This window comes from Pseudomonas aegrilactucae (genome assembly GCF_019168305.1).
GTDB lineage: Bacteria > Pseudomonadota > Gammaproteobacteria > Pseudomonadales > Pseudomonadaceae > Aquipseudomonas > Aquipseudomonas aegrilactucae.
Map to the genome: position 1 here is coordinate 20,818 of NZ_JAHTBI010000011.1, position 12,148 is coordinate 32,965.

The following is a 12,148-nucleotide window of genomic DNA, read 5'->3' on the forward strand; positions in this document are numbered from 1 at the left end:
CTCACGCCACGACGATGTCGCCGGCCTTGGCCTGCATCAGGTAGTCGCCAAACGCCTCGGCGTTCTCGATATTGAAGCGCGCCAGCCGGCGCGAGCCGGTGAAGTCGACGATCAGGCGGTTGCACAGCAGCAGGTTCTGTACCTTCACGCCGGTGACCTCGGCCACCGGTACCGACACACGGTACTGCTTGCCGTCGAAGTAGCACACCTGGTCACCCTCGACGCTGAGCGTGGTGGCCACGTCCGCGCTGCAAAGGATGTTGAACAGGCCACTGATGCCCAGCAGGCCCATCAGGCCGAAGAACAGCACGTCGTTGACGCTGGTCCAGTAGTTGAAGATGGCGATGCTGTAGAGGCCGAAAAGGCCGGCGCAGGTGGCCGACACATAGAACAGCGTGCGCTGGCGCTTGAAATTCAAGTCCGTTTTCATGGATATCCCGTGTATGAAACCCCGAGGGCGCTCGGGGCACGGGATGATGGGAGCAATTGCCCGGTGATTCAAGCGCCACCGGCAATTGCTCGCACTGGCGTTCAACCTCGGGTCATTTTTTCTTCAGGCACGTACTCATGAATGCCTTGCGCTCGTCGCCCTTGAGCGCCTGGGTGGTGGCGTCCTTGTTGCAGAAGGTCATCTTCTCCTGCTGGGTCATTGGCTTGGCCGGTTCGGCCTTCTTCAGGCAGGTGCTCATGAATGCCTTGCGTTCGTCGCCCTTGAGCGCCTGGGTGGTGGCGTCGGCGTTGCAGGTCTTCATCTTTTCCTGCTGGGCAGTGGCGGCAAAGCCTTGTGAACACATCAGCACACCCAGCAGCAACAGCGGCACACGCAACATTTTCATGGCGTTTTCTCCTGGTCGCCACGCCGTTCGCGCAGCCTCGACACCAGTGTAGACAAGAATCTTTACAGCCCCGCCGCCTTCAGCCGCGCCGCATGCTCAGTGAACAACCTCACCGGCTGTGCGCCTTTGCCTACCGCCCCGAGCGACTGGTTGACGATGTCCAGGTGGTCGAGCGGGTAGTCGTCACCGATCACCTGGCCCAGGTGCGAGCTGAAACGCCCGACCATGCCGTCGCACTGGCCAGGCTCACGCACGAAGGTGCGGGCGAACAACCGGCAGAAGCGGTTGCTGCCATCGAAGCGGTTGCGCCCGCTGTCGGTGATGCCCGGCTGCAAGGTGCCGGACCAGGAGTAATAGCGCACACCGTTGACCTCGGCCGGGCCCTCGCCGCCCCAGGTCAGTGGCAGGCCCTGTGGATAACGCTGGTTGAAGCGCGCCACGCCCTCGAAGGTCAGCGCCTGGTGCGAAGCGTGCACATCGATCGGCAGGCCAGCGCCGCGCCAGCCGGTCTCCAGCCAGCCCATCAGCCGCGCCAGGCCATGCAGCAGCACCTTGAGCAGACGCCCGCGAACAGAGTGACCAGGCGCGTGCTTTTCCAGGTAGTCGGCCAGTTCCGAGCCGTGGTTGGGGCCGGCGATGGAGGTGACCGAGGCCACCCATTCCGGGCGTTTGGCCGCCGCATAGCGGGCGGTCAGTGCGCCCTGGCTGTGGCCGATCAGGTTGACCTTGTCGGCGCCGGTGGTGCGCCGCAGGTGTTCGATGATGCGCAGCAACTGCTCGCCGCGTACCTCGTCGCCGTGAAGGGGCGATACCTGCACCGGGAACACCGTGGCGCCGCCACGGCGCAGGGCCCCGACGATGCCGAACCAGTAGGGGTACAGCAGCAGGCGCACGAAACCGAGCATGCCCGGCACCAGTACCAGTGGATAACGCGTTGCAAGCGCTTGCGACGACATGGCGGCACTCCCCCGATCCGTGGAACGAAGCCCACCCTACAGGCATAGCAATGGCAACTGCAATCGAACTCCCGGCACGCGCTGCGGTTCCAATCCAGTATCGGGCCACGAGGGCCTCAACGAGGGAGCGAGACCATGTACAAGCACGCCCTGGCAGCACTGCTGGCAAGCGCCACCCTGGTCGGTTGCGGCAGCCGTCCGGAAAACCCGGTGGACTACGTGACCTATCGCGATGAGCCGCTGGTCAAGCAGGTCGAGAACGGCATGACCATGCAGCGCGTGATCGCCATTGGCGGCAGCCCCTCGACGGTGATCGACCTGCCCCATGGCGGCACCTGCAACAACTACGTGCTCAACCGCGAAGGCCACCAGCAGCCCTATTACGTGCGCTTCGATGCCACCGGGCACGTGGACAGCAAGGGCTTCAAGACCTGCGAGCAGCGCGAGAAGGATGAGAAAGCCATCTCTGGCGCGTAAAACTTTTTGTCGCGCCCGCCACTCACACCCTGGTGCACCCGACGCGCCGTCAGAGCGTGAAACCCCGTATTGAGCTTGGAGAACATGATGAGCAACGTTGAACTGACCGATGTACAGACCTTGCGCCAGCGCGCCCGCCAGAACGTCGAAGACGGCGCGGTCACCCAGGGCTACAGCGCAGACCGTGAAGAGATCCTGCGCTTGCTGAACGAGTCGCTGGCCACTGAATGGGTGTGCGTGCTGCGCTACAAGCGCCACTACTTCATGGCCGAGGGGATCAAGGCGAACGTCGCCGCCGAGGAGTTCCTGGAGCATGCCAACCAGGAGATGCAGCATGCCGACAAGCTGGCCGAGCGCATCGTGCAGCTGGGCGGCGAGCCGGACTTCAACCCCGACAACCTGAGCAAGAACTCCCACGCGCAGTACGTGGCGGGCAAGAACCTCAAGGAGATGGTGCTCGAAGACCTGGTCGCCGAGCGGATCGCCATCGACAGCTACCGCGAGATCATCCAGTACATTGGCGAGAGCGATCCGACCACGCGGCGCATCTTCGAAGACATCCTGGCCCAGGAAGAAGAGCACGCCGACGATATGGCCGACTTGCTCAAAGGGCTGTAAACCGCGCGCCCCCTTCGCTGGCAAGCCAGCTCCCACAGGGTAACCACTGATCTTGATGGCAGTGCGGTACCCGTGGGAGCTGGCTTGCCAGCGAAGCTCTTTCAGCGGGCCTTCACGGTCTTGGGCGCCTTGCCTGCCTTCATCTGCTCCAGCAACGGCGTGCACTGGTTCGGCTCACCCCCACTGGGCGCCACCAATGCCAGCAACCCGGCCGCCGGTGCCACCGCAACGGCCAACGCAACCATCCCCGCCCCACGCAATGCCAGCGGAATCGCCTGCACCCCGGCATCGGGCCTGGCGAACGGCCCGCGCACATACAGGGGCGAGCGCAGCGAGAACAGGCGCAGGCCCTTGGACTCGGGGTTGATCTTCAGATCCAACTGCTCGGTGGCGAAATTGGCCGTGCCATCGATGTAGATGATCGCGTTCTCGGTGTCGAACACGAACAGGCGGGTACTGGCCAGGCCATCCTTGATGCCGAAGTCCGCCGCCGCGCAGTTGATCTTCACCTCATTGTCGCCAAACAGCTTGCCGACCACGTAGTTGCCCACGTTGAGCCCGGCAATCTCCATCAGCCCGCGGCTGATCGCACCGTCGTTGATCAACAGCTTCAGTTCGCCGTTGGAACTGCCCAGCAAGGCCGCCACCGAGTTGCCACGGCCACTGATGTCGGCATCGCCGTTGAGCGCGCCGAAGCTGGTCTTCATCGGCTCGAAGGTAGGGAACAACTGCTTGAGCTTGAAGTTGCGCGCCGTCAGCCGGGCGCGGCCCTGCATCGGCACCGCGCGGCCATCGAGGCGGATCTGCGCATCGAGCTTGCCGCCGGCCACGCCGAAGCTCAGCGGCTCCAGGCGCAACACGCCATCGTCGAGCACGACATGCGCGTTCAGGTCCTTGAACGGCAGCTCCTCGCTGTGCACGATGCGCTTGCCGCTGAAGGTGACGTCTGCATCCATGGCCCGCCAGCGTTCGGTACGGAACGCTTCCACCGGCAGCACCTTGCCCGTGGGCTGTTTGCTGGCGCCGCCGCGGGCTTTCTGTTCGGCATTCGAGTCGGCACCGATCAACGGCCCGAGGTCCTTGAACAGCAACTGGTTGGACACCAGCTTGCCCGTGAGCCTGGGCCGCGGCTGGCTGGCGACGAAGGCCAGGTCGCCATGGATATCGCTGTCGCCGATCTTGCCGTTGAAGCCGTCATAACGGAACAGCGCGCCACCGGGCTCATGCAGCTTGGCGATCAGGTGACCATCGGTGGCGTAGGCCGGCGAGTCGGGCAGGGTCACGCCGGTCAAGGGGTACAGGTTGCCTAGGCTGGCGCCCGACAGACGCAGGCGCAGGTCCAGCGCACCGAGGTTGCGCGGGTCGGTCAGGGTACCGGCCACGGCGATGCGTGTATCGGCGATGCGCACGTCGGCCTGCAACGGAAACGGCAGGCTCGCGTCCTGCAGCGCCAGCAGGCCGCCGATCTTGCCGGTACCGCTGAGCGGCTGGCCCTTGTAGCGGCCGTCGACCTTGAGTGCAAACGCATAATCCTGCGGCGCTGTGCCCGCACTGGCGGCCTTGTCGGCCGACGCCTTGCCGACGATGTCGCTGTAGGCGATGGGCTTGCCCAACGGGTCGATCTGTACCTTCAGCGCAGTCTTGAGGGTTTGGTCATCCAGGCTCACCTGGCCCTTGTCGAAGCCGATGGCGCCGATGTCCAGCATCCACTTCGAGGGCTCTGCGTTCTCGTCCTTGGCCCCGAAGTCGAAGGTCCAGTTGGCACGCCCGTCGGCCAGGCGCTTGAGGCTGGCACTGGGCAGGGTCAGGTCGATACGCGGGATCACGATGCGCTGGGCCAGCAACGGCAGCGGCGACAGGCGAAACTCGACGCGCTGCAGGGTGACCATCTGCGGCGCCTTGAGCCACTCGGGATTGCCCAGGGTAAGGTCGTCGGCAATGAACCGCGGCCACGGCAGCCAGGCGCGCCAGCCCCCCTCCTCGGGCTCGCGCTGCCAGCGCACGGCGAGGTTGCCATTGATCGCGAAGGGACGGTGCAGGGCCTCGGAGACCTTTGCGTTGAGGGTCGGCTTGATGCGGTTCCAGTCAAAGGTGGCGATGACGATGACCAGGACCGCCAGCACCAGCAGCAGGCTGGCGAGGGTCCAGGAAATGATTTTGGCGGGGCGCGTCATTGCACGAATCTCCTGATGACAGCAGTGGCACTTAACAGCTGGGACTATCAACGCCGTCGATTGTTACCATTATGTTTATGAACTTTTCTATCTGACGCCCAAGCGTAGCATTGGCCCCGTACCCACTTTCCAGCCCTCCCAAGGAGCGCCAGACCATGAAACGCCAATTGCTGCTCAGCCTTACCCTGTCCCTGCTGGCCGCCAACGCCTTCGCCGTACCGGCAACCGAACAGAACCTGTCTGCCGAGGCCCGCGACAGCGCCACGGTCATTTCCCAGCCGCTCGGCAGCCTGGCCGAAGGCGGTTCTGACCGCCTGATCGAACGCAGCAAACGCGTTGCCGAAGGTGGCTCGGATCGCCTGCGTGAACGCAACAGCCGGTCGAGCTGAGCCTGTGCGCCAGCGTGGCGGCACCACGCCCGGTCCATTGACCGGGCTTTGTTTTTACCTGCCGACACAATAAAGTGCAGGGCTGTTTGACTGTGAACCGATACTCGCCATGCTGCCGCGCGCTGAACAAAAGCAACAGACCCGACAGGCCCTGCTGGATGCCGCCCGCCACCTGATGGAAAGCGGCCGAGGCTTCGGCAGCATCAGCCTGCGCGAAGTGGCCAGGAGCGCCGGTATCGTGCCGACCGGGTTCTACCGTCACTTCACCGACCTGGATCAACTGGGCCTGGCCCTGGTCAACGAGGTCGACGACACCTTCCGCCAGACCATCCGCCTGGTGCGCCACAACGAGTTCGAGCTGGGGGGGATCACCGATGCGTCGGTGCGCATCTTTCTCGACGTGGTGGCGGCCAATCGGGCGCAATTCCTGTTCCTGGCCCGCGAGCAGTACGGCGGTTCGCAGCCGGTGCGCCAGGCGATTGCCAGCTTGCGTGAAGCGATCAGCTCGGACCTGGCCGCCGACCTTGGGCGCATGCCGCGCTGGCAGCACCTGGACGAGGCGGCACTGGAAGTGATGGCAGACCTGGTGGTCAAGACCGTGTTTGCCACCTTGCCCGAACTGATCGATGCGCCGGTCGAGCCTGAGCCGGGGCAGTTGAGTGCGCAGGCGAAGATTACCCAGCAGCTGCGGTTTATCTTTGTCGGGGCCAAGTACTGGCAGGGACTCGGGGACCGGCGGTGAGCCCTTCGCTGGCAAGCCAGCTCCCACAGGGTTCTGCGCTGCTCACAATACCCTGTGGGAGCTGGCTTGCCAGCGAAGGGGCCCTCAAGCCGAACCGCAATTCCTGCTACCATGCGCCACAAACGCCCACCGCGACGACGCCTTTCCATGCCAGACCTTCGTACCGCACAGCCTGAACTCCCTGCCCTGCTCGACAGTGCCCAGCAGCACTTCGCCCAGCGCATCGTGCCGCTCTGGCAAGGCCCGGGCTGGAACGCAGACATGGCGCTGCCGTTCGAAGCCCTCGACGCACAGCACCAGCCCCTGCCGGTGCAGCGCTACCGCGCGATGGCCTGCGCGCGCCAGCTGTACCTGTTCAGCAGCCGCATCGAGCAGCCCGGCGCCGCCGAGCGCGCTGGCGCCCTGCTGCGCACCCTGCAACGTCACTTCCACGATGCCGAGCACGGTGGCTGGTTCTACAGCATCGACGCCCAGGGCAAGCCGCTGGACCGTACCAAGGATCTGTATACCCACGCCTTCATCGTGTTCGCCTGCGCGCATTACTGGGGCAAGGTGAACGAGCCGATGGTCGAGTCGACCTTGAATGCCGCCCTCGAAGTGGTACTGGAACGCTTTGCCACTGACGATGGGCTGTACCAGGCCAGCCTGGCCGAAGACTGGTCTAGCCTGGGTAGCGGGCCGTTGCAGAATCCGCTGATGCACCTGGCCGAAGCCTTCCTCGCAACCCTGGCGGTACGTCACGACACGCAAGTGCAGCAAGCGCTGCTGAACCTCACCGAGGCCCTGCAGGCACGCTTCATCGACCCCACGCACGGGGTCATGCTGGAAAAACCGCGCGAGGCTGTGGATAACTGGTTCGAACCGGGGCACCAGTTCGAGTGGTTCTACCTGCTGGAGTCTTCACCGCTGCTGCGTGGCAGCGCGCTGCACGGCTCGCTGAGCCGGGCGTTCGGCTATGCCGAGCAGTGCGGTGTAAAAGACGGCGCGGTACTGGCGATGCTCAATGTCGATGGCAGCGTGCGCGATGCCACCCAGCGCATCTGGGCCCAGGCCGAATACCTGCGTGCACTGGCCTTGCGGTCCGACAGCGCGGGCAAGGTGCTGGCGCAGTTGCAGGCCTTGCAGCAGAACTTTTTGCATGCCGGTGGCTGGCATGAATGCCGCGACGCCAGCGGCGCGGTGAGCCGGCACGATATGCCGTCGACCACGCCGTATCATCTGGCGACGTGCCTGGAAGGGTTGCAGCGCGCCCTCTGACGCCTTGCTGGCGAAGGGGCCACTCGCCCCACCTGTCATTTATGCCAGTATCAGCCAAAGCAGCAGTTTGCTAGGTTCGGCTCTCCTGTCACGCAAGGAGCGCCATCATGGACCTGAGCAAACTGATCGCAGACACCGCCGACTACCAAAGCATCACCAAACCCGACAAGCAGGCCTTTACCAAGGCCAAGCACGACTTCTATCTAAGCCTGCAGCGCATTCTGGAGAAGAAAGCCGACCATGCCGACGCCGGGCTGCACGATGCCATCAATGACCTGCTCAAAGATCAGGGGCTGCTCAAGACCAAGTACTACTACGATGGTCTGAAATCGGCCCCTGCGCAGTAGGCCACCTGGCCTCACGCCTTCGAGCGATCGATCGAGAACCCCGCCCACGCCTGGCTCACCGGCATCAGCTCGAGGCTGTTGATGTTGATGTGGGCCGGCTGGTTGAGAATCCAGAAGATGGTCTCGGCGATATCCTGCGGCTGGATCGGCTCGGCGCCAGCATAGGTGGCGTCGTAACGCGCCTTGTCGCCCGCGAAGCGCACCAGCGAGAACTCGCTTTCGCACAGCCCCGGCTCGATATTGCTCACCCGCACGCCAGTGCCCTGCAAGTCGCAGCGCAGGCTCAGCGAGAACTGCCCGACGAATGCCTTGGTGCCGCCATACACGTGGCTGCCCGGGTACGGGTAGTTGCCCGCCACCGAACCGACGTTGAGGATGGTCGCACCACGCCCGTGGGCGATCAGGCGCGGCAGCAACAGGCGGGTGCTGTACATCAGGCCCTTGATGTTGGTATCGACCATGGTGTCCCAGTCGTCCAGGTCGCACGTGGGCGCAGGGTCCGCGCCCAGGGCCAGGCCGGCGTTGTTGATCAGCCCGCGCAGCGTGGCAAAGGTGGGCGGCAAACCTTCGATGGCCGCTTCCATGGCCTTGCGGTCACGCACATCGAGCACCAGGCCGTGCACTTCGGTCTGTTGCGACAGCTCCGCACACAGCGCCTCCAGGCGCTCCTGGCGCCGACCGGTCAGCACCAGCGACCAGCCGGCCTGGGCGAAGCGACGCGCACAGGCTTCGCCGAAACCGGACGTGGCGCCGGTGATGAATACGGTGGAAGTCATCGAAATCTCCTTGGGAAACAGTGGAACGACAAGGTTTGCAGCATGCCCCGCCGGCCATCTGGGCAGCAAGCCGAATATCAACTGTACAAAAAACGAACAAACCTTGGAAACCCTTGCTGCACAAGGCCCCGCACAAGCTGTGCGCATCTTATCCACAGGCCTTTGCACACAGACTGGGGGCAACTGTACAACGCTGGAAGCCACGACTTTCGTGGGTCGCAGCCGGCTTTTGCAAGTATTTAGCTTGACCTGGGACGGGTCACTTGAGCAACGGCGCCGGACAGGTCGATAAAGGATAACTTCGGTGATGGCCAGAGGCCTTGAACTACGGCCCCTGCGCCACTCTTTCCAAGGCTTGCCCACAGACTTATCCACAGGCCTTGATGCGCCTTGACCAGGGAAATGACGCCCCGATAAAAGCCTTGACAAATAACCTTGCAGGCGTCAGAAAAACCACTGATCAAAAAACGAACAACAGCCTGGAAGCCTTATGATACGTGGCCTGCAGCGAGGTACTACCAAGTTACCCACAGTCACCTCCACACGAAACGGGGACAACTCCAAACCCCGTGAAAACAAGCGCTTGGAGCGACGTTGTGTCGCGCCACTTGCACAGGTTCAAATAACTTTTCCACAATGTCCAAGCGGCCTGCACGCACACAAAGAAAGACCCCGGCAAGCCGAGGTCCCTTTTACCAGCCGCTGTCAGTGCCCGCCCAGATACGCGTTGCGCACCTCTTCGTTCACCAGCAGCTCCTGCCCCGTACCGGTCATGCGGATCTGCCCGTTGACCATCACATAGGCACGGTCCGACAGCTTGAGCGCATGGTTGGCGTTCTGCTCCACCAGAAAGATGGTCATGCCGGTCTTGGCCAGCTCGCGCAGCGTCGAGAAGATCTGCTTGACCACGATCGGCGCCAGCCCCAGCGACGGCTCGTCCAGCAGCAACAGCTTGGGCCGGCTCATCAGCGCACGGGCGATCGCGAGCATCTGCTGCTCGCCACCGGACATGGTCATCGCCCGCTGGTTGCGCCGCTCCTTGAGCCGCGGGAACAGCTCGAACATGCGCTGCATGTCCTCACCGGCGAACGTGTCGCCGATCGGGATGGTGCCCATCATCAGGTTCTCTTCCACCGACATGTCCGGGAACACCCGGCGCCCCTCCGGCGACTGCGCAATGCCGTTGGAGGCAATGTAGTGCGAGGACTTGTGGGTAATGTCGGTGCCGCGGTAGATGATCTGCCCCGACGCCGCACGCGGCTGGCCAAAGATCGACATCAGCAGCGTCGACTTGCCCGCGCCGTTGGAGCCGATCAGGCTCACCGTCTCGCCTTCGTCGATGTGCATCGAAACCTGCTTCAGGGCCTGGATCGGCCCGTAGAACACGTCCAGCGCCTTGAGCTCGAGGATCGGTCCGCTCATGCCAGCTCCTCTTCGTCAGCACCCAGGTAGGCCGCGATCACCGTCGGGTTGTTGCGGATGTCCTGCGGCGCGCCCTCGGCAATCACGTTGCCGTGGTCCAGCACCACGATATGGTCGGAAATGCTCATTACCATGCCCATGTCATGTTCGATCAGTACCACCGTCAGGTCATGCTCGTCGCGCAGCACCCGGATCATCTTGCTCAACGCCTCGGTCTCCTGCGGGTTGAGGCCCGCTGCCGGTTCGTCCAGGCAGATGATCTGCGGCCGCGTGCACATGGCCCGGGCGATCTCCAGGCGCCGCTGCTGGCCGTACGACAGCTCGCCGGCCAGGCGGTTGGCGCAGTCGACCAGGTCGACCACCTCCAGCCAGTAGAAGGCATGGTCCAGCGCATCGCTCTCGGCCTTGCGGTAGGCCTTGGTGTTGAGCACCCCGGCCAGCAGGTTGCGGTTGACCCACATGTGCTGGGCCACCAGCAGGTTCTCCACCACCGACATTTCCTTGAACAGGCGAATGTTCTGGAAGGTGCGCGCCAGGCCGGCACGGTTGACCAGATGGGTGCCGCCGAACATCTTGTAGTACAGCCGGCTGGCGAAGCGAGCGGGCGACACGAAGTCGGTCGCCCGGAAACGCTCGCCCAGCAGCTGGATCACGTTGGTGCGGCTACCGCGCAGGTTCAGCTCGATCCTGCCACCACTGGCCTTGTAGAAGCCGGTAAGGCAGTTGAACACGGTGGTCTTGCCCGCGCCGTTGGGGCCGATCAAGGCGAAGATGGCGTTGCGCCTGACCTTCAGGCTCACGTCGCTGAGCGCCTTGATGCCGCCGAACTGCATCATCAGGTTGTCGACCGAAAGAATCACTTCGTCGCTCATGGCGCCACTCCTTTACGCGGGACCACACCGGCACGACTGATGCGGATCAGCCCACGCGGTCGCCAGATCATCATCAGCACCATCAGCACGCCGAACAGCAGCACGCGGTACTCGGAGAAACTGCGCAGCAGCTCTGGCGCCACGGTCAGCACGAAGGCGGCGATCACCACCCCGACCGTCGAGCCCATGCCGCCGAGCACCACGATGGCCAGGATCAGCGCCGACTCGAAGAAGGTGAACGAGGACGGGTTGACGAAGCCCTGGTAGCTGGCGAAAAACACCCCGGCAAGGCCCGCGGTAGAGGCCCCGATGGTGAACGCCGAGAGCTTGACCAGCACGTGGTTCAGGCCCATCGAGCGGCACGCGATCTCGTCTTCGCGCAGCGCTTCCCAGGCGCGTCCTACCGGCATGCGGGTGAGCCGATGTTTGATGTAGAGCACCGCCAGCACCACCAGGAACAAGACGATGTAGATGAACAGGAATTTGAGGTTGGGGTTGTAGTCCACCCCGAAGAACTCGTGGAACGGCACCCCGCCGTCCTTGGCCCGGCGCCCGAACTCAAGGCCGAAGAAGGTCGGCGACGGCACCGGCATGCCGTTGGGCCCACCGGTGAACGACAGCCAGTTGTTGAGCACCAGGCGGATGATCTCGCCAAAACCCAGGGTCACGATGGCCAGGTAGTCACCGTGCATCCTGAGCACCGGGAAGCCCAGGATGCACCCGGCCAGCGCCGCGGCAATCGCCGACAGCGGCAGTACCGTCCAGAAGCCCAGGCCCAGGTACTGGTAGCCCAGCGCCAGGCCATAGGCACCGATGGCATAGAACGCCACGTAACCCAGGTCGAGCAACCCGGCCAGGCCCACCACGATGTTCAGGCCAAGGCCCAGCAACACGTAGATCAGCCCCAGGATCACCACGGTAAGCAGGTACTTGTTGGCGAAAAAGGGGAACACGATGGCGATCACGATCAGCGCCGGGATGATCCAGCGCAACCGCGACTTGTAGTCCGGCGCCAGCACATGCACGCCGGAGCCGCTGCTCTCGAAGCCCTGCAGGATGGCCTGGCCCTTGGGGGTCTGCAGGAACAGGCTCAGCGCGAAGCGCCCCAGCATGACCCCGGCCACCAGCCAGGCGACGCGGGTGGGTTGCAGGTTGAAGCTGTAGCCGTCGAGCACCACGCCGACGATGGGGCCGAACACGATGAGGGAAATCAGCCCGGCAAGAACCGCATCGACCAGGCTGCGCTTGATGTCGATGGAAGCGTTATTGGCAGCAGACATAC

General features: G+C 63.8%; 13 protein-coding genes and 1 pseudogene. 6 read left to right on the top strand and 8 right to left on the bottom strand.

Going from position 1 to position 12,148, the window contains the following annotated elements; all coding sequences use genetic code 11:
• Window position 1: 1 nt before the first annotated feature.
• The 3 genes from KUO17_RS04810 to KUO17_RS04820 form a co-directional block, all read right to left on the bottom strand.
• The gene (locus KUO17_RS04810) at window positions 2–430 is read right to left on the bottom strand and encodes a hypothetical protein (RefSeq protein WP_217973978.1); all 429 of its coding nucleotides are present in this window, start codon (window positions 428–430) and stop codon (window positions 2–4) included.
• 112 nt (window positions 431–542) lie between these two features.
• Entirely contained in the window at window positions 543–836 is a 294-nt protein-coding gene (locus KUO17_RS04815; protein ID WP_163947414.1) for a PsiF family protein, read from the bottom strand.
• Window positions 837–898: 62 nt separating this feature from the next.
• Window positions 899–1,792, bottom strand: a complete 894-nt coding sequence (locus KUO17_RS04820; protein WP_217973979.1) for an esterase/lipase family protein — start codon at window positions 1,790–1,792, stop codon at window positions 899–901.
• Window positions 1,793–1,927: 135 nt separating this feature from the next.
• Here KUO17_RS04820 and osmE point away from each other — a divergent pair, with 135 nt between their 5' ends.
• The gene (osmE, locus tag KUO17_RS04825) at window positions 1,928–2,269 is read left to right on the top strand and encodes an osmotically-inducible lipoprotein OsmE (protein ID WP_217973981.1); all 342 of its coding nucleotides are present in this window, start codon (window positions 1,928–1,930) and stop codon (window positions 2,267–2,269) included.
• Between the two features lie 87 nt (window positions 2,270–2,356).
• Window positions 2,357–2,887: a ferritin-like domain-containing protein gene (locus tag KUO17_RS04830; protein ID WP_217973983.1), complete on the top strand. Its 531-nt coding sequence runs from the start codon at window positions 2,357–2,359 to the stop codon at window positions 2,885–2,887.
• 101 nt (window positions 2,888–2,988) lie between these two features.
• On the opposite strand, the gene KUO17_RS04835 is transcribed toward KUO17_RS04830, so the two are convergent.
• Window positions 2,989–5,061: an AsmA family protein gene (locus KUO17_RS04835; RefSeq protein ID WP_217973984.1), complete on the bottom strand. Its 2,073-nt coding sequence runs from the start codon at window positions 5,059–5,061 to the stop codon at window positions 2,989–2,991.
• 155 nt (window positions 5,062–5,216) lie between these two features.
• On the opposite strand from KUO17_RS04835, the pseudogene KUO17_RS04840 reads away from it, so the two are divergent.
• The 4 genes and pseudogenes from KUO17_RS04840 to KUO17_RS04855 all read left to right on the top strand — a co-directional run.
• Window positions 5,217–5,441, top strand: a pseudogene (locus KUO17_RS04840) (hypothetical protein); the annotation flags it as partial.
• A 118-nt stretch (window positions 5,442–5,559) separates the two neighbouring features.
• Window positions 5,560–6,192: a TetR family transcriptional regulator gene (locus KUO17_RS04845; protein WP_217973986.1), complete on the top strand. Its 633-nt coding sequence runs from the start codon at window positions 5,560–5,562 to the stop codon at window positions 6,190–6,192.
• Window positions 6,193–6,339: 147 nt separating this feature from the next.
• Entirely contained in the window at window positions 6,340–7,449 is a 1,110-nt protein-coding gene (locus tag KUO17_RS04850) for an AGE family epimerase/isomerase (protein ID WP_217973987.1), read from the top strand.
• A gap of 107 nt (window positions 7,450–7,556) precedes the next feature.
• The gene (locus tag KUO17_RS04855; protein WP_217973989.1) at window positions 7,557–7,796 is read left to right on the top strand and encodes a hypothetical protein; all 240 of its coding nucleotides are present in this window, start codon (window positions 7,557–7,559) and stop codon (window positions 7,794–7,796) included.
• Window positions 7,797–7,807: 11 nt separating this feature from the next.
• Here the strand turns inward: KUO17_RS04855 and KUO17_RS04860 are convergent, their stop codons facing one another.
• The 4 genes from KUO17_RS04860 to livM all read right to left on the bottom strand — a co-directional run bounded on the left by KUO17_RS04860 (window position 7,808) and on the right by livM (window position 12,146).
• On the bottom strand, window positions 7,808–8,572 hold the full coding sequence (locus KUO17_RS04860) for an SDR family oxidoreductase (protein ID WP_217973991.1): 765 nt from the start codon (window positions 8,570–8,572) through the stop codon (window positions 7,808–7,810).
• Between the two features lie 705 nt (window positions 8,573–9,277).
• Window positions 9,278–9,994, bottom strand: coding sequence for an ABC transporter ATP-binding protein (locus KUO17_RS04865; RefSeq protein WP_217973992.1), 717 nt, complete (start codon window positions 9,992–9,994; stop codon window positions 9,278–9,280).
• A complete protein-coding gene (locus tag KUO17_RS04870; protein ID WP_217973994.1) occupies window positions 9,991–10,866 on the bottom strand; it encodes an ATP-binding cassette domain-containing protein in 876 nt (291 codons plus the stop codon). Before KUO17_RS04870 ends, KUO17_RS04865 begins: the two co-directional genes overlap by 4 nt.
• Complete coding sequence (livM, locus tag KUO17_RS04875) at window positions 10,863–12,146, bottom strand: high-affinity branched-chain amino acid ABC transporter permease LivM (RefSeq protein WP_217973995.1); 1,284 nt, start codon at window positions 12,144–12,146, stop codon at window positions 10,863–10,865. Before livM ends, KUO17_RS04870 begins: the two co-directional genes overlap by 4 nt.
• Window positions 12,147–12,148: the final 2 nt, after the last annotated feature.

Coding starts and splice junctions, on each gene's coding strand:
- KUO17_RS04810 (WP_217973978.1), bottom strand. CDS start 430: ATGAAAACGGACTTGAATTTCAAGCGCCAGCGCACGCTGTTCTATGTG.
- KUO17_RS04815 (WP_163947414.1), bottom strand. CDS start 836: ATGAAAATGTTGCGTGTGCCGCTGTTGCTGCTGGGTGTGCTGATGTGT.
- KUO17_RS04820 (WP_217973979.1), bottom strand. CDS start 1,792: ATGTCGTCGCAAGCGCTTGCAACGCGTTATCCACTGGTACTGGTGCCG.
- osmE (WP_217973981.1), top strand. CDS start 1,928: ATGTACAAGCACGCCCTGGCAGCACTGCTGGCAAGCGCCACCCTGGTC.
- KUO17_RS04830 (WP_217973983.1), top strand. CDS start 2,357: ATGAGCAACGTTGAACTGACCGATGTACAGACCTTGCGCCAGCGCGCC.
- KUO17_RS04835 (WP_217973984.1), bottom strand. CDS start 5,061: ATGACGCGCCCCGCCAAAATCATTTCCTGGACCCTCGCCAGCCTGCTG.
- KUO17_RS04845 (WP_217973986.1), top strand. CDS start 5,560: ATGCTGCCGCGCGCTGAACAAAAGCAACAGACCCGACAGGCCCTGCTG.
- KUO17_RS04850 (WP_217973987.1), top strand. CDS start 6,340: ATGCCAGACCTTCGTACCGCACAGCCTGAACTCCCTGCCCTGCTCGAC.
- KUO17_RS04855 (WP_217973989.1), top strand. CDS start 7,557: ATGGACCTGAGCAAACTGATCGCAGACACCGCCGACTACCAAAGCATC.
- KUO17_RS04860 (WP_217973991.1), bottom strand. CDS start 8,572: ATGACTTCCACCGTATTCATCACCGGCGCCACGTCCGGTTTCGGCGAA.
- KUO17_RS04865 (WP_217973992.1), bottom strand. CDS start 9,994: ATGAGCGGACCGATCCTCGAGCTCAAGGCGCTGGACGTGTTCTACGGG.
- KUO17_RS04870 (WP_217973994.1), bottom strand. CDS start 10,866: ATGAGCGACGAAGTGATTCTTTCGGTCGACAACCTGATGATGCAGTTC.
- livM (WP_217973995.1), bottom strand. CDS start 12,146: ATGTCTGCTGCCAATAACGCTTCCATCGACATCAAGCGCAGCCTGGTC.